The organism is Streptomyces sp. Y309 (assembly GCF_056712025.1).
Genome location: NZ_CM160048.1, coordinates 2,176,749 through 2,202,047, shown reverse-complemented (window position 1 = coordinate 2,202,047; position 25,299 = coordinate 2,176,749). Strand labels below are relative to the sequence as shown.

15 protein-coding genes are annotated in these 25,299 nt (G+C 75.4%); 4 read left to right on the top strand and 11 right to left on the bottom strand.

Annotated elements, in window-relative coordinates:
• Nucleotides 1–2: 2 nt before the first annotated feature.
• The 3 genes from AC0KTA_RS08080 to AC0KTA_RS08070 all read right to left on the bottom strand — a co-directional run bounded on the left by AC0KTA_RS08080 (nt 3) and on the right by AC0KTA_RS08070 (nt 3,497).
• Nucleotides 3–1,265, bottom strand: coding sequence for a DUF1266 domain-containing protein (locus tag AC0KTA_RS08080; RefSeq protein ID WP_481054431.1), 1,263 nt, complete (start codon nt 1,263–1,265; stop codon nt 3–5).
• Between the two features lie 94 nt (nt 1,266–1,359).
• A complete protein-coding gene (locus AC0KTA_RS08075; RefSeq protein WP_481054430.1) occupies nt 1,360–2,667 on the bottom strand; it encodes a cytochrome P450 in 1,308 nt (435 codons plus the stop codon).
• Nucleotides 2,664–3,497, bottom strand: a complete 834-nt coding sequence (locus AC0KTA_RS08070) for an alpha/beta fold hydrolase (RefSeq protein ID WP_481054429.1) — start codon at nt 3,495–3,497, stop codon at nt 2,664–2,666. The genes AC0KTA_RS08075 and AC0KTA_RS08070 overlap by 4 nt, the downstream gene beginning before the upstream one ends.
• A gap of 143 nt (nt 3,498–3,640) precedes the next feature.
• Between AC0KTA_RS08070 and AC0KTA_RS08065 the strand changes: the two genes are divergently transcribed.
• The 4 genes from AC0KTA_RS08065 to AC0KTA_RS08050 all read left to right on the top strand — a co-directional run bounded on the left by AC0KTA_RS08065 (nt 3,641) and on the right by AC0KTA_RS08050 (nt 9,244).
• Nucleotides 3,641–6,127, top strand: a complete 2,487-nt coding sequence (locus AC0KTA_RS08065) for a GTPase-associated protein 1-related protein (protein ID WP_481054428.1) — start codon at nt 3,641–3,643, stop codon at nt 6,125–6,127.
• Nucleotides 6,128–6,265: 138 nt separating this feature from the next.
• Nucleotides 6,266–6,922, top strand: coding sequence for a vWA domain-containing protein (locus AC0KTA_RS08060; protein ID WP_481056350.1), 657 nt, complete (start codon nt 6,266–6,268; stop codon nt 6,920–6,922).
• On the top strand, nt 6,919–7,872 hold the full coding sequence (locus tag AC0KTA_RS08055; RefSeq protein ID WP_481054427.1) for a protein phosphatase 2C domain-containing protein: 954 nt from the start codon (nt 6,919–6,921) through the stop codon (nt 7,870–7,872). Before AC0KTA_RS08060 ends, AC0KTA_RS08055 begins: the two co-directional genes overlap by 4 nt.
• A gap of 19 nt (nt 7,873–7,891) precedes the next feature.
• The gene (locus tag AC0KTA_RS08050; RefSeq protein WP_481054426.1) at nt 7,892–9,244 is read left to right on the top strand and encodes a protein kinase domain-containing protein; all 1,353 of its coding nucleotides are present in this window, start codon (nt 7,892–7,894) and stop codon (nt 9,242–9,244) included.
• A 79-nt stretch (nt 9,245–9,323) separates the two neighbouring features.
• On the opposite strand, the gene AC0KTA_RS08045 is transcribed toward AC0KTA_RS08050, so the two are convergent.
• From AC0KTA_RS08045 to AC0KTA_RS08010, 8 genes are read right to left on the bottom strand one after another with little or no spacing between them, the layout of a single operon-like run.
• Nucleotides 9,324–11,495, bottom strand: a complete 2,172-nt coding sequence (locus tag AC0KTA_RS08045; RefSeq protein WP_481054425.1) for a hypothetical protein — start codon at nt 11,493–11,495, stop codon at nt 9,324–9,326.
• 3 nt (nt 11,496–11,498) lie between these two features.
• Complete coding sequence (locus AC0KTA_RS08040) at nt 11,499–11,999, bottom strand: hypothetical protein (protein ID WP_481054424.1); 501 nt, start codon at nt 11,997–11,999, stop codon at nt 11,499–11,501.
• Entirely contained in the window at nt 11,996–13,846 is a 1,851-nt protein-coding gene (locus AC0KTA_RS08035) for a hypothetical protein (RefSeq protein WP_481054423.1), read from the bottom strand. Before AC0KTA_RS08035 ends, AC0KTA_RS08040 begins: the two co-directional genes overlap by 4 nt.
• Before the next feature lie 57 nt (nt 13,847–13,903).
• On the bottom strand, nt 13,904–15,784 hold the full coding sequence (locus tag AC0KTA_RS08030; RefSeq protein WP_481054422.1) for an Hsp70 family protein: 1,881 nt from the start codon (nt 15,782–15,784) through the stop codon (nt 13,904–13,906).
• Nucleotides 15,781–17,922 carry an Hsp70 family protein gene (locus AC0KTA_RS08025; protein ID WP_481054421.1) on the bottom strand — a complete coding sequence of 714 codons (2,142 nt, stop codon included), beginning with the start codon at nt 17,920–17,922 and terminating at the stop codon, nt 15,781–15,783. Before AC0KTA_RS08025 ends, AC0KTA_RS08030 begins: the two co-directional genes overlap by 4 nt.
• Nucleotides 17,919–18,431, bottom strand: coding sequence for a nucleotide exchange factor GrpE (gene grpE / locus AC0KTA_RS08020; RefSeq protein ID WP_481054420.1), 513 nt, complete (start codon nt 18,429–18,431; stop codon nt 17,919–17,921). Before grpE ends, AC0KTA_RS08025 begins: the two co-directional genes overlap by 4 nt.
• 12 nt (nt 18,432–18,443) lie before the next feature.
• Nucleotides 18,444–18,788 carry a hypothetical protein gene (locus AC0KTA_RS08015; RefSeq protein ID WP_481054419.1) on the bottom strand — a complete coding sequence of 115 codons (345 nt, stop codon included), beginning with the start codon at nt 18,786–18,788 and terminating at the stop codon, nt 18,444–18,446.
• Nucleotides 18,789–25,295: a CHAT domain-containing protein gene (locus AC0KTA_RS08010; protein WP_481054418.1), complete on the bottom strand. Its 6,507-nt coding sequence runs from the start codon at nt 25,293–25,295 to the stop codon at nt 18,789–18,791.
• Nucleotides 25,296–25,299 lie beyond the last annotated feature (4 nt).

Sequence of the window (25,299 nt, the reverse complement as noted above, 5' to 3'; positions counted from 1 at the left end):
TCTCAGTCGCGGAAGGCCACCCGCAGCCAAGGACTGTCCGGATCCGTCGTCAACGCCCGGTGCGCCCGCAGCACCGACGTGTACCAGGTCCCGAACTCCTCCTCGTCGAAGTGCAGACAGCGGCCCAGGACGTAGCCCGCGGAGAACTCCTCCCAGGTGGCGTACGCCGACTGCGCCTCGTGCGCGGCGCGTTCGAGGGCGGCGACCAGTTCGGCGTGTGTCGCGTAGCGGGCGCCGCGGCCCCAGCGGGCCATCTTCGAGGCGCGGCCGATGTCCCAGGCCGCGACGGTGCGGACGTGGCCGTCGGGCGGCAGCAGGCCGTCGGCGCGGAACCGCGCCTCGTACCGCAGGACCCTGCCGACGAGATCACGCAGCGCGGCGACGAACTGGTCGAGCTCCGGGTCGTCACCCGGGCGGTGCGGGGTTCCGGGGCCGCCGGTCTCCACGACGCGGTTGCGCAGCGTCACCTCGACGCACCGGCGCCACAGCTCCGGGTCCACGGGCGTGCCCTGCTCGGCGGCGACCGCGGTGCGGGCACCGAGGACGAAGTCCCAGTACCAGGGGGTGACTTCACGGTCGAGGAGGCGTTCCTGCACGCCCAGCCACTCCTCGCGGTCGCGCACGCCCCACCACTCCTCCAGACGCGCCACCTCGTTGCTGTAGCCCGCGCCGTGCCAGTCGAGGGTGTTCCAGGGCGCGCCGTTGGCGAAGCAGAGGTGGGCGCCGCAGGCGAGGCCCCGCAGGACCTGGCCGTCCGGCGCGCCGGTGCGGCGGGTGTCGACGCGGTCGTCGAGGCGCCCTTCGCGGTGGTGCTCGTCGTGCAGGTCGGCCCAGACCTCCCGCTCCTCGTCCGTGGTGAGGTAGTACTGCTCGCACGGCGTCTGGGTGTTGACCACCAGCACGTCGATGTCGTCCGGCCACGCGTGCGCCAGGGTGCCCAGCGTCACGTACTCGTACACGACGTCCGGATGCGGGCGCGGCAGGAGACCGGCCGTGTACACCTGCGCCACCCGGCGGCCGTCGGGAACGTCGATGCTGAACAGGGGCGGGGCGTCCGGTGACGCGGCGAAGTCCGTGAGCGGCACGGGGCGGTAGACGCCCTCCACGGCGAGGGCCCGCAGATAGCCGTAGCCGTCGTCCGCCTCGACCAGCTCGTACAGGTGCTGCTCAAGGTCGGCGGGCGCCTGCCAGCGGGTGCCGTCCTGCGGCGCCGGGACGACCGGGAACACGTCGTCGTGGTAGTCGTCTTCGGCTGCCGCGTGCATGGTCCCGCTTCTCGCTTCCGTGTTCGGGATGATCTTTCCCGAACGGTATCCGACGCGTATCCGACGCGGTTCCCGGAGCCGCCCCTGCGGCTGCTCAGTCCACCACCCGCAGGGGCAGCGTCTTCAAGCCGTTGATGAAGTGCGAGACCAGGCGGCGCGGTGGCGCGGCCAGGTGGAGGGCGTTCGTGGCGCTCACCAACTCCTCGTAAAGCACCGCCAGTTGGAGCCGGGCGAAGTGCGCGCCGAGGCACACGTGCGGGCCGCCGCCGAACGACACGTGCGGGTTCGGGTCGCGGGTCAGGTCGAGGCGGCCGGGTTCGGCGAACGCCCGCTCGTCGCGGTTGGCCGCCGCGTGGAACACGACCACCTTGTCGCCGCGCCGGATCCGCCGCCCGGCGAGCTCCGTGTCCCGGGCCGCCGTGCGCCGGAAGCTCAGCACCGGCGGGTGCCAGCGCAACAGCTCCTCCACCGCCATGGCCACCGGGGCCGTCCCGTCCCGCAGCCTGCGCAGCTCACCCGGGTGTCCGGCCAGCGCGAGCACGCCGCCGGGCGCCGCGCTGCGCACCGTGTCGTTGCCCGCGACCGTCAGCAGGAAGAAGAACATCTCCAGCTCGTCGGTGGTGAGTTCGGGCGTGCCGGCGAGGGTCGTGAGGATGTCGTCGCCGGGGTGGCGCCGCTTGTGCGCGGCGAGTTCGGCGGCGTACGCGAACATGTCCGCGAGCATCGCCGGGGACCGCGGGTTCACCGGCCGCCCGTCGGGGCCGAGCACCGGCTCGCCCGCCTCGTCCGGGTCCTGATAGCCGATCACGCGCTGCGTCCAGTGCAGCAGCAGGCCGCGGTCGCTCTTCGGTACGCCGAGCAGGTCCGCGAGATTCAGGAGCGCGTAGTCGTCGGTGACCGCGGCGACGAGATCGCAGGTGCCGTCCCCGGCACGCGCCTCGTCGACCGCCCCGGCCAGCAGCGCACGGGCGCGCTCGCGCGCCACCGCCTCGAAGCGGGCGACGCGGCGCGGCGTGAACGCGCGGCTCACCAGGGTGCGCAGCCTGCCGTGCCAAGGGGGGTCCTGATTGAGCATCATGCGGCGGATGAACGGCAGGTCCGCCGGGTCCGGGTCGCGGATCTGGGTGGCGCCGAGGTACGAGGAGTACGTCCCCGGGTCCTTGAGCACGGCCGTGACGTCCGCGTGCCGGGTGACCGCCCAGAACCCCGGCCCGGCGGGCCAGCCGAGCACCGCGGGCTCCTCCTGCCGGGCCACGGGGTGGTGGTCGCGCAGGGTGCGGTAGCGGTCGTACGGGACGTCGTGGGCGTACAGGCGGGGGTCGAAGACGTCGGGGATGCCGGGGGCGTCAGGAGTGCCGGGGTTGCCGGGGCCGTCGGGGAGGGGGTGTCGGGGTGCGGTCATGCGCCCGCGGCCGGGGGCGGTGTCTCCGCCGGATCCGCCGCTTCCGCCGTCCCGGCCGCCCCGTCGTCCGCCCGCAGGAAGTCCTCCACCGCGCGCACCAGGTCCAGCGGCGTCTCGTCCATCGCGTAGTGGCCCGCGCCCGGCAGCTCCACCAGCTCGCCGCGCGTGAACCACGTCAGCCACGTCTCCCGCATGAGGTCTGCCGACAGGGCCGGGTCGAGCGCGCCGACGACGGCGAGCGCGGGCACCTGGCAGCCCTCGATCCCGCTGTGGAAGTCCTCGCCCGCCCAGGAGTCGAGCCAGGCGCGGAACGCCTTGGCGTCGCTGCACGCGAAGGAGCGCGCGACCATGCGGGCGAGCCACGCGGCGGGGCGCGACCCGCCCGTCGTCAGGTCGATGATCGCGCGCCGGTTCTCCGCCCGGTGCTCGGCGGACGCGAACAGCTCCCACTGCTCGGGCGGCAGCGGAAGCCCGGACGCAGGCACCGGCGAGACGCCCACCAGCCGCCGCACCCGGCGCGGGGCGAGCGCCACCACGCGCTGCGCCACGCTGCCGCCCATCGAGTGCCCGACGAGCGAGAACCGCTCCCAGCCGAGCCGGTCGGCCAGGTCCAGTACGTCCGCCGCGCCTTCGCCGGTGGTGTACGAGCCGACGGCGTCCCTGGCCTCGCCGTACCCGCGCAGGTCCACCAGGGCGTACTGGAAGGCGTCCCGGTCGAGGTCGGCGCGCACCGGCGCGTACGCCGAGCGGTCCGCGAACCAGCCGTGCACGGCGATCACTTTGTGAGGGCCGTCGCCGAGGAGCTCATGGGGAAGGATGAAGGTGGTCACGACGGTCACGATGGCCGCGGGAAAGAGGTCGCGCAAGAGTGCGGGGCTCGCCGTAGGCGGGCTGCGGGGGGTGAAGCCCCCGGTGAACGGGGCAAGTTGAGTGACTGCCTGCGGGCGGCCGCCGCGGATGGTCACAATGTGGCATGGCCATCCGCCACCTCAGCTACCGGCTCGACGAAGAGCCGCTCACCGGGGCCGTCCGCCTGGTCCCCGTCCCTGCTCCTGCTCCTGTCCACACCCGCACGAGGCTCCCTTCTGACGACTCGCCCGACGCAGCCCCCGACGCCCCTTCGGATCCCGTGGCTGCCGAGCCCGGCCGTGCGGCGGAGGTCGCCGAGTGGGTGGAGCTGGCCGTCGGGGCCGGGTGCGGGCCGGTCGGCGGCGGGTTCGGCCGCGAGGCGCGGTTCAGCTTCAGCAGGCTGCCGGACGGCGCCAGCCTGCTGTGCCGCACCGCCGACGCCGGCCGCCACGTCCGGGCCATCCACCTCACCAGGCCCGAGGCGGACCTGTTCGTCGAGGAGTGGCCGGTCACCCTGCTCGCGGCCGAGGTGGTCCGTGACGCCGACACCGGGGGCGGCCCGGGTGCCGAACTCCCGGGCTCCGGGGGCCCCTTCGGCCGCGAGGAGCTGGTCGCCTTCGCCCGCGCGCACGAGCCGCGCGTCGCGCCCTTCCTCGCCGACGTGCGCCGCCTCTTCGACGACCCGGCGGGGCGGCAGCTCGTCGTCGCCGAGGAGAGCCCGGACGCCGTCGCGCGCTGGATCGCGCTCGCCTGCGCCTCGCTGCCGCCCGCGTACGTCCCCTCGCTGACGTTCACCACCCGGGCCGCCGACCCCGGCCGGGCCCCGCAGCACATCGTCGGCATCGGGCCCGACGCGGCCTTCGACCGGTTCGACGTCACCGTGCTCGAACACCTCTACCGTGTCCACGACGGCCTCGACGGCCCCGGCAGCCCGCCCCGCGCCGACACCTGGGCCACGTGGACGGCCCGGCTGTGGACCGCGGGAGTGCCGGTGCCCCGGGCGGGGGACGGCGGGGCGGAGGGCGGCGGCGAACACGGGCCCGAGGGCGACCCGTTTGCGCCGGGCCCCCTCGTACCGGCGCTGCTGCACGCGGGCCTCCTCTCCGGCGGCGAGGTGGCCGGGCTGCCCGGCGAGCAGGCGAGGGAAGCCGTGGACGCGCTGGTCGCGACGGTCTGGACGGTCGCGTCGGTACCGGCGGGCGGCGGCGACCCGCTGGCCGGACTCACCGCCCTCTGCCGCGACATCGCCTCGCACGCCCCGGCCGTCGCCGCGCCCCTCGCGCTCGCTCTGGCCCGGCACCGGCTCGGTGCGGCCGACCCGCAGGAGATGGCCGCTGAACTGGCGGCCGTGTGCGCCGAGTTGCCGCTCGGCGTGGACGCCGCACGGGCGCTGCGGGCCGAGTACGGCGGCGACGTCGACGAGGAGCTGCGCCGGGCCCTGCGGGAGCCCATGGAGGCCTGGGTGGAACCGCTGCGGCTCGCGGCCGCGGTCGGCGCCGACGAAGGGCGCGGGCTCGACACGGCGATGAACCGGCTGTCCCGCGCCCTGCGCGACCCCGACGGCGTCACCCGCGCACGGGCCGTACGCGTCCTCGACGAAGTAGGCGACGCCTCGCTGACCCGCCGCGTCCTGAAGCTGCTCGGCGGCGACGGCGGCCTCGGCCGGCTCAACCTGCTGCGGGAACTCGCCGCCTCCGCGCAGGGCGACTGGCTGCGCGGCCAGCTCGACGAGAACTCCCCGCTGCCGCTGCGCCTCGCCGAGGCGACGGCCCGCTGGGGCGGACCCGGCAACGGGCTGCGCGGCGTCGCGCTGTTCGCCAAGCTCACCGAGGTCCTGCAAGGACGCCGGGTGACCGACGCGGCGACGCTGGCGCAGATGTGGCGGCTCGTCTGGCCCGGGAGCGCGCCCGAACCCGCGGAACTGCCCTGGGTGGCCCGCACCTGCACGGTGCGCCTGCTCATCGAGGCGGGCCTCGGACGGCACATGCGCGCCCTGGTGACGGAGCCCGAGCGGGTCGACCGGGAGACCGTCGCGTTCGCCCGCGACATGCTCCACGACCGCCTGAACCGGCGCGAGCGCGCCACCGCGCAACTGCTCGTCCTCGCCCAGGAACTCGCCGACCACCGCCTCTCCGTCCGCCAGGAGACGCACAAGCTCCAGGCCCTCCACGTCGACGCCGCGCCCCTCGGCCACACCGTGCGCCACGGCGTCGGCGCGCTCGTCGCGCGCGCCCTCGTCCACGCCGACGCCGACCAGCTCGCCCGCCAGCCCGTGTTCGGCCACCTCATCTCCGCCGGACCCGAACTGCTCGTGCCCTACCGTCAGTTGATGCTCGACGAGGCCAAGCAGGACCAGCTCGCGCGCGAACTGCCGGTCCGGCCCCACGAGATCGGCGCGTACTACTTCCTGTGGCGGCCCCTGACGCGCTCCGGCGTCAGCCACGACTGGCGGCGCGTCTCCGAGGAACTGCTCCGGGAGATCCTCGGGCCCGTCGTGACCGGTCTCGACGAGCGGGCGCTGAGCGACGTCGCCACCGCCATCGTCAACCTCCAGGGCGAGGACCGCCTCAAGGAGTGGAACGCCTGGCGCGACAGCCTCCGCGAAGGGTAGGCCGCCGCCCGCCACACGTCGTACCGAAGACACCACGCACACAGCACCGACCTGATCCACCTGGAGAGGACCAGCGTGAGCCGAACCAAACGCACCAGCGACACCAGCGTGACCGCCGACAACATTCCCGGCGGCGCCATGGCGAGCCGCCCCGTGCACTTCATCTGGATGCTCGACTGCTCGGGTTCCATGAGCGTGAACGGCAAGATCGGGCAGCTCAACTTCGCCATCCGCGAGGCCATCCCGGAGATGCAGCAGGCCGCCGACGCCAACCCCGCGGCCTCGCTGCTCGTGCGTGCCATCTCGTTCGCGAGCGGCGCGAGCTGGCACGTCGGCGAGCCGACCCCGGTCGACAGCTTCTCCTGGGAGGACGTGCACACGTACGGCGGCACGGACATGGGCGCCGCCTTCAAGCTCGTGGCCGGGGCCCTGGAGACGCCGCCGATGCCCCAGCGCGCGCTGCCCCCGGTGCTCGCGCTCGCCTCCGACGGCCAGCCCACCGACGACTGGCGCGCGGGTCTGCGCGCCATCGACAGCACGCCATGGGGCAAGCGCGCCGTGCGCGTCGCCGTCGCCATCGGGGACGACGCGGACAAGAGCATGCTCAAGGAGTTCCTCGCCAACCCCGAACTGGAGCCGCTGCAGGCCAAGAACCCGCGGCAGCTCGCCGCCGCCATCCGCTGGATGTCCACGGCGGTCGTCAAGGACGCCTCGACCCCCAAGGTCGAGGACGCCAAGCCCGCCGCACCGGTGGGCCCGCCGCTGACCAAGGACGGAGACGACGAGATCTGGTGACCGCGGTCCGCGAGACGCCCACCCCGACGGGCGACTGGGAACTGCTGCGCGGCGCCGTCAAGGGCGTCGGCAAGAGATACAGCCAGGACCACTGCGCCGCCAAGGCCACCGCGGGCGGCCGCGCCGTCGTCCTCGCCGTCGCCGACGGCCACGGCTCCGCCGCGCACTTCCGCAGCGACCTCGGCGCCCGCTGGGCCGTCGAGGAGTTCACGGCCTGCGCGGAGGTGTTCGCGCACGAGGCGGTGCGGGTCGGCGCGGACGCGGCGGCCTGGCCGGGACTGCGCGCCGAGGCCCGCCTGCTGCCGCAGGCCGTCGGCCACCGCTGGCACCGCCGTGCCCTGCTGCACGACGCCAACGCGCCCGCGCACGGCGCCTCACCGGCCCGCCGCGCCGCGGCCCGCGCACGCCTCGCCAAGGAGGGGGCCCGGGGCACCTGGGACCTCGCCGCGTACGGCAGCACGCTGATCGGCGCCGTCCTGACCCGGCAGATGCTGCTGTGCTGGCAGTTGGGCGACGGCGACATCGTCCTCATCGACGACGGCGGCACCCCGCGCACCCCGCTGTCCACCGGCCCGGACATGGGCGACGAGACCGACTCGCTGTGCGAGCCGGAGCCCTGGCGCAAGACCCGCACCTACTGGCAGCCCGTCACCGGCGGCCCGCCGCCGGCCGTGCTGCTGTCCACCGACGGCCTCTCGAAGAGCTTCGCCGACCACCAGGGCTTCCTGGACTTCGCCACCGGCGTGCGCGAACGCGCCGCCGGGCAGGGCGTGGCCGCCGTGCAGGAGCAGCTGGGCGACTGGCTGGCGCGCGCGGCGAAGTACTCGGGGGACGACACCACACTCGTGGCGGCCTTCGCGGCCGCGCCCACGACAGGGCAGGACGACGCGCCCGCGACGGCGCCGGACGGGGCGCCCCCGACCGGGCAGGAAGGAACGACATCGGCATGAGGGAAGGAACGGGGACCGCATGAGCAACGGCATGCTCGCGAGCGGGAAGAAACTGGTGACCGAGGCGGGGGAGCGGGTCACGGTCGGCGAACTCTTCGGGTCCGGCGGCCAGGGCGAGGTGTACCGCGTCGCCACGCCCCGCGGCGACCGCGCCGTGAAGTGGTACTACCCGCAGCTGGCCGACGCCCGCCAGCGGCACATCCTCGAAGGGCTCATCGAGAAGGGCTGGGACGACGACCGCTTCCTGTGGCCCGAGTCCATCGTCATGGACCCCGACGGCAAGGAGCCCGGCTTCGGCTACCTGATGGACGTACGCCCCGCGCGCTTCCAGGACCTGCCCGCGCTGTTCCGGCGCGATCCGTCCGTCAAGGACGCGACGATGCGCACGCTGGTGACGGTCGCCCTGCACACCGTCGAGGCCTACCGCGCGCTGCACTCCAAGGGCATCGCCTACCGCGACATCAACTGGGGCAACATCTTCTTCGACCCGCGCACCGGCGACGTCCTCGTCTGCGACAACGACAACGCGGTCGTGGAGGGCGGCACCGCGGGCGTCGCCGGGACCATGGACTTCATGGCGCCGGAGCTGGTGCGCGGCGACAAGGGCGCGCAGCCCGGTACCCAGACCGACCTGCACTCGCTGGCCGTGCTGCTCTTCCTGCTCCTGATGAACGAGCACCCGTTCAACGGGGCGCTCGCCATGCGGATCCACTGCATGGGCGAGGCCGCCAAGCGTAAGCTGTACGGCACCGACCCGGTGTTCGTGTACGACCCGGCGGACACCCGCAACCGCCCCGTCGCCGGCGAGCAGCCGACCGTCATCGCCACCTGGGCGGCGCTGCCGCGGATCCTGCGGGACCTGTTCGTGCAGACGTTCACCGACGGCCTCAAGGTCCCCGCGAAGCGGGTGCGCGAGACGCAGTGGCGGGACGCGCTCAGCCAGGTCCTCGACGCCATCACCCAGTGCCGCCGGTGCGGCAAGCAGAACCTGACGCAGCCCGACGGCGCCCCGCCGGACTGCTGGAAGTGCGGCACGCCCCTCCAGCTCCCGCCGCGCCTGGAACTGGTCACCGCCACCGGCACCACCCTGCGCACCCGGCGCGGCATCCGCCTCGACCCGAGCGCCCGCGTCTACGCCCACCACCTGGACGGCGACCCCGACCGGCACGACTTCCGCGCCGTCGTCGGCGAGGTCACCGAACACCCCAAGCAGCGCGGCCGGTACGGCCTCACCAACCGCACCCAGACCGTGTGGACGGTGCGCAAGGAGGACGGCTCCGTACGGGAGATCGAGCCGGGCCGCACCATCGCCCTGCAGTCCGGCCTGCTCCTGGAGTTCGGGGGCGGGGTGGAGGCGGAGGTCAAGGAGTAGCGCCCCGTAGGGGCGCGGGGAACTGCGCGACCAGCCCCCACCGGCCCGCAGGATCAACACCGCACAGCCAGCGAAGCGCTCAGCGCTGCAGCCACCGGCGCCACCGGCGCCACCACGGCTCCGGGCCGCGCGGGGGCGCCGGTGGCGGGGCGGCGGGCAGTTCAGCGCGCGCGGGCGGGGCCGGGACGGCCAGCGCGTCCGGGCGGGTCAGCGGGGTGACGGTTAGAGCGCACGCAGTGTCCCGCACCGGCACCTCGACGGCGCCGCCGCCCGCGCGATGCGTGCTGCGCGGCACGCGGTGGTCCCCGCCGCGCGTGCCGTCGTTCCAGGAGACGAGTACAAGCACGGCGGGCTCGGGCCAGGTGAACCGCACCAGAGCGCGCTCGGCAGACAGCCGACGTACCGTCAAGTCCCGTACACGATCCGGGCTTTCGACGACGACGCTCGCCCCGGCCACCGCGCGGTCGCCGAGCACGCTCACCGCGGTCATCCGCATCCGCCCCGACGGCGGCACGGGCACTTCGAGTTGCTGGGCCGGTGCTTCCCGCCACCGCAGGCGCGGCGCCTCCGCCCGCAGGTCCGGCGCGTCCCCGCCCGCCGTGCGGCCGGCGGCGAGGCGGGCGAAGCGCTCCGACACGTCCGTGCCCGCCGCGACCGGCCCCTCCGGCCACGGCAGCAGCGTGCTGTGCCCGCGCCGCGGCGGGTGCCACCGGAGCAGCACGCGGTCCCCGGCCTCGCCCACGCGCTCGGCGGTCAGCTCCTCGACCGGCGTCGGCCACCGCTCGGCACGGGCGGTCACCCGGACCCCGGGCGACCAGGCGACACTGCCGCCCGGGCCCGGATAGCCGCAGCTCACCTCGTACGTGTACGACCCCGGGTCCAGCGCGGGGTCCACCGCCCCGTCGGACGTACAGAGCACATACATCGGCCCGTGGGCCGCGCCGACGTCCGGCTTGCCGTAGCGCAGCACCTGGACCTCGACGGCCGCCGGGTGCGGCCGCCAGCGCAGCCGGAGGCCGCCCGGCGCGGGCACGGCCGTGAGGTCCGTGACGTCCGGGGCGACGACCACGGGCGCGGTGACGCGCGGCACCCCGGCGACGCGGTCGCCGCGCCACGGCAGCACGGCGTAGCGCAGGGCGCGGCCCAGCGGCGCGTCCGGGTCGTGGACCGTCAACTCCCGTGGCTGTGGGTCGACTTCGGTGATCTCCGCGATCTCGGTGGCGGTCTCCGGGGCCTCGTCGTCGAAGCGCAGGACGGTGTACGTCACCGGGGCCGGACGGGGGCGCGGTACGCGGGCCGTCCGCCAGGTCAGGCCGACGTGGCGGTCGTCCGTCGTCACCGTGACGGCGGCCTCCGCGGGTGCGGACGGCTCGTCGGCCAGCGAGGTGGCCGCCCGCAGTAGGCCCGCCCGCAGTTCCGGCGCGTCCGTGGCCTGCCGCAGCGCGCCCAGCCACGCGGTGGCCGCGGCCCGCGGCTCGCCGCCCTCGTGCGACCGGCGGGCCGCGTACGCGAGGAACCGCACCTTCGCGGAGCGGGCCCGCAGCGCGCGGAGCAGGGCGGCCAGGACGTGGTCGTCCGGCGCGGCCGGCAGCAGGTCCGCGAGGCGCTCGGCCCGGCGCAGCCGGGAGCCCGGCCAGACGTCGTTGAGCTCCTCGGCCGCGCGGCGCCGCTCCCCGTCGGCCGGGAACACGGCGTCGACGGCGGCGGCCAGGAGGCGGGCCTCGCTGCGGTGCACCCCGAGCGCGGCGACGTCGTCGGCGGTGGTCGCCGTGCCCTTCCCGGTGCCGCGTCCGTCCGTGCCGCCGTCCTTGAGCAGGCAGCACAGCTCCCACAGGACCACCCGCCGCAGGCCCATCGGGTCGTCGCGTGCCAGCGTCTCCAGGGTGTCCGTGACGGCCGCCGCCGTGAGGGCCCGCGGGTCGGCCGACGCCTGCCAGGCGTCCCGCGCCCGCCGCACGAACGGCACGTCCACGCGCTGCCAGAGACCGCCGCGCCCCGGGAACCACAGGCCGTCCAGGACCCGGAAACCGTCGTCCGTCTCCGCCTTCGGCAGCGTGCCGAAGACACCGCCCGCGGCCCGCTGCCGCCCCGGCTCGCGCAACAGCTCGGCCGCGTGCCGAAAACCCAAGTCCCGGATGGCGGTACGGAGTTGGGCGTAGCCCCGCATGCCGGGGAACTGCGGCAGGACGGGCAACGGGGGCGGGGTGCCGCTGCCCGTCGCCCGCACGCCGGGCCGCCAGGTCGTCGCCACCCGTCAGCCTCCCGGCTCCGTGAAGAAGTACACCCGGACCACCGCCGTCGACGGCGCGTTGCTCAGGTCGTGGAAGTCGTCCGTCGCCGTCTTCTTGGTGAACATCTCCGGACGGCCCTCGCCGAGCAGTGAGTTGACGCGGTGCGCGTACACCGTGCCGTTCCGGCCGCCGCCGAAGGTCAGCACGAGCGCCGCCGTGCGGCCGCGCCACTTCTTGGTGGACCGGCCGATCTGGTCCGCGAGGGCGCCCTTGTCCGTTCCCTTCACCTTGAACTCCTCCGGCCTGCGCTCCACCGAACGCGGGCCCGTGGGCTTGGGTTTCGGCTTCGGCTTCGAGGAGGCGTCCGCGCTCTTCGACGGCTTCGGGCGCGCCGCCAGAGGGTCGGGCCGGTCGGCCATCGACACCAGGGCGAGGACGAGCAGCAGGTCCGCGAACAGCCACCCCGCGAGGACGACGCCCGCGACCCGGCCCCCGCCACGGCCGCGCCGCCGCGGTCGGCTCACGCGTCACCTCCGGACCGCGGGGGAGCGGAGGGGCGCCGGGGCGGTGGGCGCAGGGCGCGCGTGCGGGGCGACGAGACGTCGGAGGCGGGGTCGGAGCCTGGGTTGGGCCCTGGGGTGGCGGCCCCGGGGGCCTGCCCGGCGCCCGGCCCGTCGTTGGTCCCGGCGCCCGGCCCGTCGTTGGTCCCGGCGTCGGGACCGTCGTTGGGGCCGGCGTCGGATCCGCCGTCGCGCTCGGCGCTCGGCCCGGTGCCGGGCCCGGCGTGGTCCTGCGGGACGGCGTCCGTCGGCTCGTTGTCGGCCTCGCGGCCGGGGCTCTCGGCCCGGGGCCCGGGTAAGGGGGCGCCGTTGGTGCCGCCGCCGGAGCTCGGCAGCGGGGTCCCGTACGGTTCCGTGGCCTGCGTCTCGTACTCCGCGGCGCCCGGCGCCTGTGTGCCGTACTCCGCGCCCCTGGGCGCCCGCGTGCCGTACTCCGTAGCGTCCGGCGCCCGCGTCCCGTACCCCGACGAGCTCTGCACCCGCGTGCCGTAAGTGTCGGCCGACGTGCCGTACGCCGACGTCGAGGCGCCGTGCGCGGCAGTGGACGCCGACGCGCCGTACGCGGGCTCCGTCGCCCCGTACGGATCCGTGCTCCCCGTCGCCCCGTACGGATCCGCGCCGCCCGACGCCCCGTAGGGCTGCGAGCCGCCCCGCGCCCCGTAAGGATCCGCCCCCGGCGCCCCCGCGCCGAGCCCGTTCGCCGCCGGACGCGGGGCGCCGTTGTGCCCGGGCGCCCCCGCCAGCGACCGTACGCCCGACTCCACGCGGGCCGCCGCGTCCTGCCAGTGGGCCGCGGCGGCGTCCCAGCGTTCCGTGGCCTCGCGCATGCCGTCGACCGCGTCCGTGGTGCGGCCGGTGCTGGCGACCAGGGCCTGCGAGGCCTGTTCGGTGGCGCGGGCCACCGACTCCGACTTGACGACCAGTTGGTGCAGCGCGTCGGCGATGACCTGGGTCGTGGAGGCGTACGCGGTGCTCGCGTGGGCCGTCGCCTGCCGGCTGTCGCGCACCGCGGACTCGATGCGGTCCGCCGCCCCGCTGAGCTTCGGCAGCTCCGTGGTGAGCCGGGCCGTGGCGTCCCGCAGGGACGTCGTCGCGCCCGTCACGGCCTTGGCCGTGTCGCTCAGAGCCGTGTGGTTCTTGTCCGCCTTGGTGGCGAGGGAGTTCATCTTCGTGGCGGCCTTGGTGAGTTCGGCCGCGAACTGCTTGGGGGACACGTTGCGGTGCGGGGCGAGGAGCATCTGCAGCCGGGTGAGCACGGAGGCGAGCTGGGCGAGCAGCCGCTCCCGCTCGGCCTCCTGGTCGGCCTCCTCCTTGTCGGCGCGCCAGCGCACGCGCGCGTGCACCACGGAGAGGAGCACCAGGAGGGCGATGAGGACCACCGCGGTCAGCGCCACGTTCTCGAAGCGGCCGAGCGGCGACAGGTGGCCGCCGAATCCGGACTGCCACAGCTGGAGGAAGGGGCGCGTCGCCTCCTTGCGGTCGTCCTTCGCGAGTTCGCCGTACGCGCGCACGGCGTCCCGCAGGCCGAACCAGGTGATGAGCAGCGGGATGAAGACGAGGACGCCGAGCGCCGCCTCCAGCAGGCCGTCGCGGCGCGCCGAGGGCCGGGTGTCGGACGTGGTGACGCTCTCCGGGCGTACGTAGGCGTGCACGAGGTCCAGTTCGGCCCACCGGTCCAGGCGCTTGCTGTGCGTCAAGTCGTCGGTGAGCGTGTTGAGTTCGGCGGCGCGCGGGGCGAGCGCGGGCCGTCCCGCGAGGTCCTGCAGCCGCTTGATGAGATCCTGTTTGTCGAGTAGTTCCGCGGGCGTCAAACGCGTACTCCCTGTCTCGTCTGTCACGCCTGTGCCGGACCGCCCAGGAGGGCCTCGTCAGTCGAGGACGTCCCCTCTGCCGCGCCGGTTCCTGCCGTCGCGGCCGAGCCGGCGCGACAGCGCCTCGGCTCCGGGGTGTTCAGGGTCCCATGTGAGGCACTTGCCAAGGGCCTCAATCGCCTCATCCCGCGCACCGATCCGGTGCAGTTCCTCGGCGTGCCGGAAGGTGCGGCGCGCGAGCAGGCCCCGCACCCGCTCGTTCGTCGGGTCGTGGCCGTACGCGCACCGCAGCCACCGCTCGGCGTCGGCGAAGTGGCCGGGCGCCATGTCGGCCATCGCGGCCGCGCAGTGCACGTCGATCATCGCGTCGAGGACGTCGGCGCGGTGCGTGTGCGGCGTCGCTTCCTGCCAGGCCGAGTGGGCGGCCTGGACGGCGTGTTCGTATTGGCCGCGCTCCAACAGGACGCGGGCACGGGCGAGTTGACGCGAGGCATGGTGGCTCACCCCATCTCCCTCACCCGAGGAGGTTCCGGTGCCGTCGGACGTCGTACCCGGGTCCGCCCCCGCACCGGACGACACCGCCCCGTCCGCCGGAGCGCCCGCACCCGCGTCCGCCCCAAGCCCCGCCAGCAGCTCCCGTGCCTCCGCCACGATGTCCCGCAGCAGCGCCACCGCCTCCTGCCTGCGCCCCTGCCCGGCGAGCTCCCGGGCCTGGGCGACGTCGCGGCGCCGTGGGTCCGGCGGGTCCTCGGACGGGAAGAGGGTCGCCGTGAGGGCGGGCGCGTCGGCGAGGGTGTCGCGGTGCGGGTCGGCCGGCTCCAGGAGGCCCTCCTCCAGGGCGGCCGCGCCGGACGACCCGGACGAGGACGCGCCGCCGCCCCCGAGACGTACCGCGTGCTTGAGGGCCCCGAGGGCAAGCAGCTCCGGCGGGCCGTGCGCCGTGTGCCGGCCGAGCCCCGCCACGCCCGCGCGCACCTGCTCCATCCGCGTGCCGCCGCCGACCAACAGCAGGGTGTCCACGTCCGCGCGGGCCACCGCGGCCTCGTCGAGCAGCGCGTGCGCGCGCCGCACGGTGCGGTGGACGTGGGGCTCCAGGAACGCGTCCATGTTCGGCCGGGTGACGCCCATGCGCAGCGCGGGCCCGGCACCGAGGTCGAGGGTGAGCGCCGCGAAGTCCGTGGCGGCGGAGCCGTCGGTGCCGCCGCCGTCCTGCGGGCCGCTCAACGCCTGGCGCGCCGCCTGCGCCCGCTCCCGATGCCCGAGCCACACCTCGGCCGGGGCGCCCGTCACGGACGCGGGCCCGCGGTGCGCCCGCAGCAGCCGCACCGCCGACGCGAGCACCGCCTCGTCGAAGGCGCGGCCCCCGGAGGTCGTCGCGCCGTCGTAGCCGAGGGCGCGGCAGTGCCCGCGCACGCCGCGTACCAGGCCGAGTTCGAACCCGTCGTACCCCATCCCGTACACCAGGAACGTCCCGCTGTCCCGGTCGGTCGTGTGCCCCATGACCGCGGCCATCGAGTCGCTGATGAGCCGCACGGGCGCGAGCCCGGCCTCCCGCGCGGCGTCCCGCAGGGCCTGCCGCTGCGCCGAGAGGAAGGACGCGGGCACGCTGATGACGGTCTGCGCGACGAACGCCGACGCCCGCTCCTCGACGCGCTCCCGCAGCGCCCGCAGCATCCGCGTCACCACCGTGTCCGCGTCCGCCGTGCCGTCCCGCCACGGCACCGAACGCTCCCCGGCGAGCAGGGACTTCAGGCTCGGGAACGCCACCGGAAGCACCCCCGCCCCGGCGGGCGCGCACACCAGCCACGGCCACCCGGCCGTGGGCATGTCGAGCCGCCGCACCTGCTCCCCGGGCCCGGCGTACAGCGCCCGCACCCCCGTGGCGCCGAAGTCCACGCCGAGGCTGACGCGGCCCGTCGCGGCCCTGGCTGCCGTCATCCGCCGGCCGTGTCGTCGGGGACCTGGAGGATGCCTCCGTAGTCCTTCTTGCTGGGCAGCGTCGGCACCGCGCGCTCCGAATAGGCGACGGCGATCATGCTGCGCAGGTTCTTGGCCTGCTCGGCGGTCTGGATCCGGTTGCCCTGCCGGTGGGCCGCCTTGACCTGCTCGACGGCGTCACTGATGGCCTTGACGGTCTCCAACGGCGCCCCGTCCGAGGCCAGTTCGGCCTGCCGGAACTGGCTGGCCAGCCCGCACTGGTGGTACATGTCGTCGAGCAGCAGCTCGGTGAGGCGCTTGTACTCGCCGCTGTCGCCCATCTCCACGGCCCGCTGCGCCTGCCCGATGTCGCGGCGCACCTTCATCTCCTGCGTCTGCTCGATGTACGCGCCGTACTGCTTCAGGAACCGCTGGGCCTCCCGCACGGCGAGCCCCAGCTCCTCGCGCAGCACCGCGCTGTCCACCTCCTGCTCGGTCTCGGGCGGCGGAGTGCGGGGCTTCTCCCGCTTCGGTGTGTCCTCCAGGACCATGTCGGTGCCGCGCACGCTGATCCGTACGGTGATGATGCGGTCCGCCGAGTAGTTGAACGACACGTCCACATGGCAGTTGATCTCGATCTCCTGCGGCAGCTCGAACTCCACCACGCCCTGCTCGTGGTTCTCGCTCGCCACATGGCTGTCGCCCTCGTACACCGGCACCCGGATCAGCCGGCTGTCCGTCGCGTGGAACGTGCGCTGGCGCGGCTCGGGCAGCGGATAGGGCGAGCCCGCCGGGATGATCTCGACGAACACGTCGCGCTGCGCGCCCTTGACCGCGGCGATGCCCATCGCCATGGGCGTCGACTCGAACAGTCCCGTCGACCCCACCGGCCGCCCGTTGACCAGGCTCTGCCCGCAGTCCGCGCACGTCTCGGCGGTGTACTCGTTGGCCTTGAAGCACTCCGGGGCCGGGCACTCCACGCCGTCGAGGGTCTGCGCGAGCACGCCCGCGCCATACGCCACGCACTCCATCGGATTGATGTTGCGGCGCACCTTGCCGGAGCCGAAGAACGCCTCCACCGCCTCGTACACCGGCCGGGTCAGCGTGCCGCCGCCGACGAGCAGCACGTCGGAGATGTCGTCGGGCGTCAGCTCGAAGCCGGACAGGGTCTCCTTGACCAGGTCCATGGTGCGGGCCACCAGCGGCGCGATCATCTGCTGGAACTCGTCGCGGGTGAGCGCCATCTCGACGTCGACGATGCCCTCGGGCCCGCGGTACGCGGCCGGGATCACGATGTACGTCTCCGGCAGCTCGTTCAGCTCCCGCTTGGCCGCCTCGGCCGCCTTCTTCGCCTGGAACAGGAACTCCTTGTCGCCGGACGGGTCGACGCCCCGCTCCGCGCGCATCCAGGCGATGATCCGCTCCACGATCGCCAGGTCGAAGTCGTCCCCGCCCAGCCAGATGTCGCCCGCCGAGCGAAGCACCTGGAACTGGCTGTGCCCCTCGCGGTCCTTGACCGTGTTCAGGACGGAGATGTCGAAGGTGCCGCCGCCCAGGTCGAAGACCAGGACGCGGCTGCGCGCGCCGTCCGGCTTGTGCAGGCCGAAGGCCACCGCGGCGGCCGTCGGCTCGTCGATGATCTTCTTCACCACCAGGCCCGCGCGCTCCGCGGCCTCCCGCGTCGCCGCCCGCTGCGCGTCGCGGAAGTACGCGGGCACCGTGATCACCGCGTGCGTCACCTGCTCGCCGAGGGTGCGCGCCGCGTCCCGCACCAGCTTGTCGAGGATGACGCTGGAGATCTCCGCGGGCGTACGGGTGCGGCCGCCGAGCGTCACGTGCGCGCGCGGGTCGTCGTCGGGGCCCGGCACGATCTCGTAGCTGAGCCGGTCGCGGGCCTCGGCCACCGACGTGTCCGCGAAGTCGCGGCCCATCAGGCGCTTCACGGACACGATGGTGTCCTTGGGCTGGCGCACCGCCCAGTTGAGGGCGTCCTCGCCGACGATCGTCTGCTCCTTGCCGTCGCGCCGCACCAGGCCGACGACGGACGGCGTCAGGCGGTCGCCCTTGCTGTTGGTGAGGACCGCGATGTCGTCGCGGTGCGGATCGTGGGCGGCGACGGCGCTGTTCGTGGTGCCGAGGTCGATCCCGATGGCCTTCATCCGTGCGTGGTCCCTTCCTGGGTTCGCGGGCTCGTCCCGTCGGTGTGTGTCGTCCGGCTCGTCGAGGGCCCCTCCCCGGCGCCGCCGGCCGCGGCGACCACGACCCGGGCGGCGCGCAGCACGCGTCCCCGGTATCGATACCCGCGCCGCACCACCTCAAGGACCTCGTCCTCGCCCGCCCCGTGCGGTGCGGCGCGCACCTGTACGACGTGGTGCGTGGCCGGGTTCGCGCGCTCCCCGACGCGCCCGAGCAGCTCCAGGCCCTCGCCGGTGACGGCCGACTCCAGCTGCCGCGCGACGAGTTGGACGCTGCGGTGGTACGCGGCCGGGTCCGAGCCGGGACCGTCGGCCAGCAGCCGCCCGCAGGCGTCCAGCGTGTCCGCGCACACCAGGAGCAGCCGCTCGGTGTGCGCGCGGTGCGCGGCGTCGCGGGCGGCAAGCGCCTTGGAGCCCTCGTACGCGGCGAGGGCGGCGGCCGCGTACGGGTCCGGCGGGTCCATCGGGTTCATGGGCACTCCCTGTCAGACGTCGAAGCGGACGAGGTCGGCGATGAGGCGGGCGGCGGCTTCGTCGGACAGCGGTTCCCCGGCACTCGGCTCGGGGAGCCGGAGCTCACGGTCGGTCTCCTCGACGGCGCCCGGGAGTTCGGCGGCGAGGTCCACGTCGTACAGGAACAGGTCGACGAGCAACCGGCCCCGGACCGTGCGCAGTTCGTCCCACGCCGTCTGCGCCGCCGGGGTCATCAGGCGCCGGGCGAGCAGCTCGAACGGCACGTCCCGCATGTCGGCGTGCGAGGTCCACGGGGTCACGCCGGCCTCGGCGAGGGCGTCGTACGGGCCCGGGGCGCTCTCGGGGTCCTTGATCACTTAAGGGGAGCCTCCTTCGGTGGTGAGGGCCGTGAGCCAGCGGCTCACCGCGTCCAGCAGCGCGCTGCGCACCCGGCCGTCCATCACGTCGGCGCGGGTGGCGCGGATCAGGTGGTGCAGGGCCTTGCGGACGTCGCCGCCGGCGAGTTCGGCCTCCGCGCGGTCGGTCAGCTCGGCGGCCCAGGACGCCAGGTCGTTCTCGTCGGGCGGCGGCTCCGCGCCGTCGCTGCGCATCAGGGCGCCCATGCCCACGACGCCCAGGTCGGTGGCGAGCAGCCGGTCCAGCTCCTCCAGGCACTCGCCGAGGGTCTCGCGGTAGTTGTGGGTGAGGGCCTGGCCGAGGCCCACGTCGAGGAGGCCGAGGGCCTCGTGCAACAGGCGGAGCCGGGCCGGGAGTTCGTCGGTGCGGGCGTCGAGGGTGAAGACGAGGGCGCGGGCGAGGTTGTCGCGGGCGTGGTTGGACGCGGGGTTGAGGTCGAGGGCGCGGCGCAGGTCGGCCTCCGCGCCGTAGACGTCCGAGCGCATGCCGTGCTTCGTGCGGGTGTAGCCGCGCCACACGCCGCGCATCGAATACAGCGACGAGAGGCGTCCGTCGAGCTGGTCGCGCACCTCGCGCTCCAGCGGGTGCAGCACCGGCGGCACCGCCTCGACGAGCGCGATCGCCTCGTCCAGGACGTCGCCGCGGCGCGCCCGGTCCTCGTCGAGCAGGGCTTCCACGCGGCCGAGCACGGTCCGTACGAGTGCCTTCTTCGCGCGGGCCGTCATCCCCGCGCGGCGCGCGACCGTCACCAGGCGTTCCCACTGTTCGAGGGCCCGGCCGAGCCCGTCCGCGCCGTCGGCGAGCGCCGTGCGGGACAGCTCCAGGCGCACCCGGACGGCGAGTTCCACCCCGTCCTGGAGCAGCCGCGCGTGCCGGTGCGGCAGATGGACGTACGCCGGATTGCGGCGCAGGAAGTCCTGGCAGTGCGCGCAGGCGTCGAGATGCCGGCGCGGGTCGGGGGCGGCGGCCGGGCCCGCGCAGTCCTCGGGCAGCGTCGTCAGCGTCGGGAAGGCGGGCAGGGCGCGCAGCGCGGGCTCGAACTTGTGCACCGCGCACAGCACGAGCCCGCGCGCCAGCTCCGAGAACGCCCAGCGCAGCTCGCGCACCGCGTACTCGCCCGGGTCCTTGCCGTCCTTGGCCGCCGCGTCCAGGTCCGCGGCCAGCTCGGCGAGCGGCAGTTGGAGGTCGAGGAGGCGGACGTAGCGGGGCCCGCAGGCGAGGGCGGTGCGGGCGCCCGGCACGCCGGGGAGCCCGCCGACGTCCTTCAGGACCCGCGCGCCCGCCAGCTCGGACTCGAGAAGCTCCGCCAACTCCTCGTAATGGGCAGCCTGTTGGGGGCGGTCCTGCTCGGTGTGGCGCTGTTCGTACGCCGAGAGCAGCCCGAACAGATGACGGCTCAGCTCCCAGCGCAGCCGGGTCATGTCCTCGTGGGTCAGCTCCCGTTCGTAGCAGGCGGCCCGCTCGGCGCGCCAGCCGTCCCAGTACACGTCGTCGCTCAGCAGCGTGGCCCAGTGGGCGAGCGCCGACTCCCAGGTGCGCACGGCGTGTTCCCAGGCTCCGCTGTGCTCCAGCTCCTGCGCCTGCCACAGCCGGGCCACGGCGAGGCCGTGCGCGACCGCCATGTCGCCCGGCGCGGCGGCCAGGCGCCGCTCCCATTCGGCGGCGGCCGCGTCCCGGCCCCGCGCGAGCAGGAGCAGCAGCGGCGCGTCGTCCGGGAAGCGCTCGCACAGCACGTCCACGAACCCCGGTCCGGCGTGCTCGTCGTCCGGCGAGAGCCCGGCCAGCTCGGCGCGCAGCCCGTCCGGGTCGTGCCAGCGGTACAGCAGCGCGTCCACCTGCAGCCGCCTGCCCGGCAGCCGCAGCCGGTCCCAGGCGACGCGCTCGGACCACGACATGCGGCCGCGTTCCAGGAGCGTGTACGAGGCGTCGCTGACGGCGGCCATGGACACGCCCGGATGCACACCCGCCGCGCGCAGCGCCCGATAGGGGTACGTCTCGTCGCGCAGCGCGAACGGGTCGGCGGCCAGCGGGGCGTGGGTGGGGCCGTCGGCCCAGGGGAGCAGGTCGACGAGGCGGCGCAGCCGCCGGCTCCGTACGTCGGCCCGGTCGAGCCGCCCGGCGGCCCGCTCGTACGCGCCGATCGCGTCCGCCCACCGGCCCTCCGCCTCCAGCAATCGGCCCTCCGCGTACGCCAGATGGGCGTCGGAGTCCCCGTGTCCCGGGCACGCGCGGAACGCCTCCGCCGCCCGCCGCCACTCCTGGTGCGCGTCGGCCAGGCGGCCGCGGGCGTACGCCGCGACGGCGGGCGCGTCCCGGTACGTCCCCAGCACCCCGGCCGCCGCCACGACGGCCGCCCACTCGCCGTCGGCCTCGGCGGCCCGCAGCCGCGCGTACCGCCCGCGCACGGCGCAGTCGCCCTCCCCTCCCTTGTCTGCGAGGGCGTCGTACGCCTCGGCCACGTCCCGCCACTCCCGCGCCGTCCCCGCGACGCCCGCCTCGGCGACCCGGGCCCGCGCGTACCGCCGCCGCAGGGTCACGTCGGCCCACTCGTCGGGCAGCACGAGGTACACGCGCAGGGCGTCGTCCCACCGGGAGGCGAGTTCGTGGGTGCGGGCGAGGGCGTAGAGGTGGAGGTGGAGGGGTTCGGTGGCGGTCGGGGCGAGACGGGGTGTGCTGGTGCCGACGGAGACGGGCGTCGGGGTGCCGGTGCCGACGGGGGTGGGCGTCGGGGTGGCGGGGCGCGGGGGCGGGGCGGTGCCGCCGGTGAACGCGCGGGCGTAGACGGCGCAGGCCGCCGCCCAGTCGCCCCTGGCCTCCGCGCGGCGGCCCTCCGCCTTGCGGCGCAACGGGGCGACGGTGCCGTCGCGGGCCGAGTCGGGGAGGTCGGCCAGGAGCCCGGAGGCGGCGGCCCAGTCCCCGCGCCCGTCGGCGGCGGAGCGGGCCCGGGCGTAGAGCCGCCGCACCTTCACCTCCCCGCCGGCGTGCTCGTCCGGCAGCCCCCCGAACCCGTCGATGACGCCTTCCCAGTCGCCGCGCGCGTCGGCGAACATGCCCTGCGAGTAGAGGAGTTGCACGGGCACGTCCGCGAACTTCGCGGGCAGCGCGGCGAGGTGCGCCACCGCGCCGCCCCAGTCCCACTGCTCCTGACACAGGCGCGCCTGCGCGTAGGCCCAGTGGAGGGTGATGTCGCCGTAAGGGTCGCGGGGGGCGAGGGCGGAGGCGCGGGGCGCCACGGGGGCTGTGCGGGGCGGCACGACGGCTTGCTCTGAACGGGGGGCCGTCTGGCCGCGTTCTGCGGGGTTCCCTTCCGGTCCCGCCGCGCCGGGCTCCGGCGGGTGGACGCCCGGGTCCGCTCGGCCTGTGCCCGCAGGGGCTTCACCCGGCCTGCGCGCCCCGCCCGTACCGCCCCGTTCTGTTGTGTTCGCGTCCGGTCCCGTTCGGGCCTGTCCCGGGGAGTGGTGGTGGGGGCTTGCTCCGTCTTGCTCTGGCGCGTTCCGGTCTGTGCCGGTCCGGGTCTGTCCCGGTGAGTCGTTGCGGGGGTCCGCTGCGACCTGTGGTGCCGTGTTTCCGTCCGGTCCCGCCGCGCCGGGCTCCGGTGCGTCGACGTCCGGGCCCGCTCGGCCCGTGCCTGCGGGGACACCGCCCGCCTCGCGCGCCCCGCCCGCACCGCCGTGCCCGTTTGCGGCGGTGCCGCCGTCGGCCACCGCCTCGCGGCATGCCCCGAACGCGGTGACCGCCGTGGCCCAGTCGCCCTCGTCCGTCGCCGCCCGGCCGCGCGCGTAGGCGTACCGCAGGGCCGCGTCCGAGATGTCCGCGTACGTTGCCCGCGTGGTCGCCGCGTCCGCGCACTCGCCGAACGCCGCCATCGCCCCCCGCCAGTCGTTGGCGTTCTCCGCGACCCGGCCCCTGACGTACGCCGCCCGTGCGGTCAGCGCCGGGTCCCCGGGGCGCAGGGTCACGGCCTCGGCGTAGGCGTCGGCCGCGGTGGTCCAGTCGGCCTCGTGGTGGGCGTGGGTGGCCGTGGCGAGGGTGGTGGTGAGGCGGAGTTCGGCGCGGGCCGCGGTCAGGCGGGCGTGGACGGCGGGGGAGTCGGGGGTCGCGGCGACGAGCTGTTCGTACAGGGCGACCGCGGTGGGCCAGTCGGCGGCGGCCTCCGCGGCATGGGCCCGTTCGGCCAGCTCGGCGGCGCGCCGCAGCCGGTCGACGCGGTCGACGAGCGCGGCGGGCAGCGGGTGCGCGGGCAGCGCCTCGCGGACCGCTTCGAGCGCGGCCGCCGCATCGGCGGCTGCGGTACCCGACACGGCGGCACCGGCTTCCCTCGGCGGCGCCGCGTCGGCTGCCGCCGGGCGGGCTGATGCCGACCCCGGCACCGGCGCCGCTGAACGGGCTGCTGCTGAGGCCGAGGCCGACGCTGCCGTATGGGCTGCCGTGTCGGTCGCTGCCGTATGGGGTGCCGCCGAACCGGGTGCCGCTGGGTGTGTCGCTGGTCCTGGCGCCGTTGCGGGGGCCGCCGTTGAACCAGGCGCTGTTGCGCGTGCTGGTGCCGAACCGGGCGGCGTTGCAGGGGCTGCCCCCGTATCTGACGCTGCCGTGTCGGTCGCTGCCGTATGGGGTGCCGCCGAACCGGGTGCCGCCGGGTGGGTCGCTGGTCCTGGCGCCGTTGCGGGGGCCGCCGTTGAACCAGGCGCTGTTGCGCGTGCTGGTGCCGAACCGGGCGCCGTTGCAGGGGATGCCCCCGTATCTGACGCTGCCGTGTCGGTCGCCGCCGCATGCGCTGCCGCCGACCCCGGCGCCGCGGTATCCGCTGCCAGCCCTGGCGTCGCCGTACCGCTCGCCAGCCCTGGCATCGTCGTATCGGCCGCCAGCCCTGGCGCCGCCGCCCCCGGCGCAGCCGCAGCGGCCACTCCCGATTCGCTCCCCGCCGTCCCCGGCGCCCTCGCGGCCACCGCCGTGTCGGGCACCGCTGCCCCCGGCGGCCCCACGTCCACCCCCGCTTCGGCCTCCGCCGCCCCCGGCGCCCGCGCCCCCGCGGCCACCGCCGCGTCGCTCACCGGCGCCCTCGCGGCCAGCACCTCGCACAGGTGAGCCACCTTCGGCCAGGCCAGTTCGAAGGCCGCCTCCTCGCGCAGTTGGCGCTGCTCGTCCTCGTACAACTGCGTGGACGTCCGCAGGATCTGCTGCACCTGCGGCCACCCCCCGCGGTCCCGCTCGAAGCGTGCCGCTTCGATCAGCGTCGCCGTGCCGACGTGACCCACGGGGCTGCGGTACGCGGTCAGCGCGTCGGCGCCCGCCCGCAGCGGGTCGGCCACCGTGCCGTCGTCGTCGCGTACCTCCCGGGCCTTGAACAGCCACCCGTGCCGGTACCCCTCGTGCAGGAACAGCGCGGGCGTCGCCCACTCCACGGCGGTGTGCCGGGGCAGATGGGAGATGCGGCGGCGCGCGGCGGCCAGGGACTCGTCGATGGTGCGGTTCGCCGCGAGCCCCTTCAGGAGCTCGGGGCTGAAGCGGCCCGCCGACACGTCGCTGACCCGCCCCCGCATCGCCACCACAGCGGGCACACCCCCGCCGATCAGCGCCTGCGCGAGCCCCGAGAACGGCTCGGCGTGCACGCCGTCCGGCCCCGAACTGTCCGCCCCGGAACAGAGGTTGAGCACGGCGAGCCGCAGCCGCGGCGCCTTGAGGAGGATGCCGCTGAGCAGATCGGCGGGCACCGGGTCCACGCCGCCGCCCTCCGTCTCCAGCTGTACGACTCCTTTGCCGAGGTCTTCGTCGTACGCCCCGTGGGCGATGAGCAGCACGACCGTCGGCAGGTCGCCGTGCGCGCCGAGCGCCGACTCCAGACGTTCGCGCGTGGCCCGCTCGACGACCGTGGTGCGCACGGCCACCTCGGGCAACTCCTGGCGCAGGGCGGCCAGTTCGGCGTCCACGCGGAGCGTGCGGCCTGCCCCCGGGGGCGAGGCGCAGGCGACGAGGAGGCGGATCAGGCTCGGCTCGTCCGCCGGGTCCGGCAGGCGGCGGCCGAGGGGCCCGCCGGGCAGTGAGCGGGCCAGGGAGTAGCCGGGGCCGAGCGCGAGCGACTGCTGGGGCAGCCCGGCGGGCGCGCACAGCGCTTCGAGCGGCAGCTCCCGCAGGCTCGGCGGCAGGTCGAAGCGGAGCCGCAGGCCGCGCGGGGGACGCAGCCGCTGGGCGCGGTCGAGGGCGCCGGCCAGGCAGCCCCCGGCGTCGCCGAAGAGCAGCCCGTACACATCCCGCCCGAGGTCCCGCAGCTGCTCGGCCGTGTGCCGCTCGCCCATCGGCGCGTGCCCGAGGTCGGCGGCGACGAGCCGGTCCCAGCGGGCGCGGAACGCCGCGGGTTCGCCGTCCACGGCGATCACACCGAGCGAGCAGACGGGACCGCTGACCGCCACGAGGCAGCGGGACCCGCCGATGGGGCGCACCCGGATGCGCAGCTCCTCGTACTGCAGCACGGCC

Bases quoted from the DNA above. Each gene is read 5' to 3' on its own strand.
- AC0KTA_RS08080 (WP_481054431.1), bottom strand. From the start codon at position 1,265: ATGCACGCGGCAGCCGAAGACGACTACCACGACGACGTGTTCCCGGTC.
- AC0KTA_RS08075 (WP_481054430.1), bottom strand. From the start codon at position 2,667: ATGACCGCACCCCGACACCCCCTCCCCGACGGCCCCGGCAACCCCGGC.
- AC0KTA_RS08065 (WP_481054428.1), top strand. From the start codon at position 3,641: ATGGCCATCCGCCACCTCAGCTACCGGCTCGACGAAGAGCCGCTCACC.
- AC0KTA_RS08060 (WP_481056350.1), top strand. From the start codon at position 6,266: ATGGCGAGCCGCCCCGTGCACTTCATCTGGATGCTCGACTGCTCGGGT.
- AC0KTA_RS08050 (WP_481054426.1), top strand. From the start codon at position 7,892: ATGAGCAACGGCATGCTCGCGAGCGGGAAGAAACTGGTGACCGAGGCG.
- AC0KTA_RS08030 (WP_481054422.1), bottom strand. From the start codon at position 15,784: ATGACGGCAGCCAGGGCCGCGACGGGCCGCGTCAGCCTCGGCGTGGAC.
- AC0KTA_RS08025 (WP_481054421.1), bottom strand. From the start codon at position 17,922: ATGAAGGCCATCGGGATCGACCTCGGCACCACGAACAGCGCCGTCGCC.
- grpE (WP_481054420.1), bottom strand. From the start codon at position 18,431: ATGAACCCGATGGACCCGCCGGACCCGTACGCGGCCGCCGCCCTCGCC.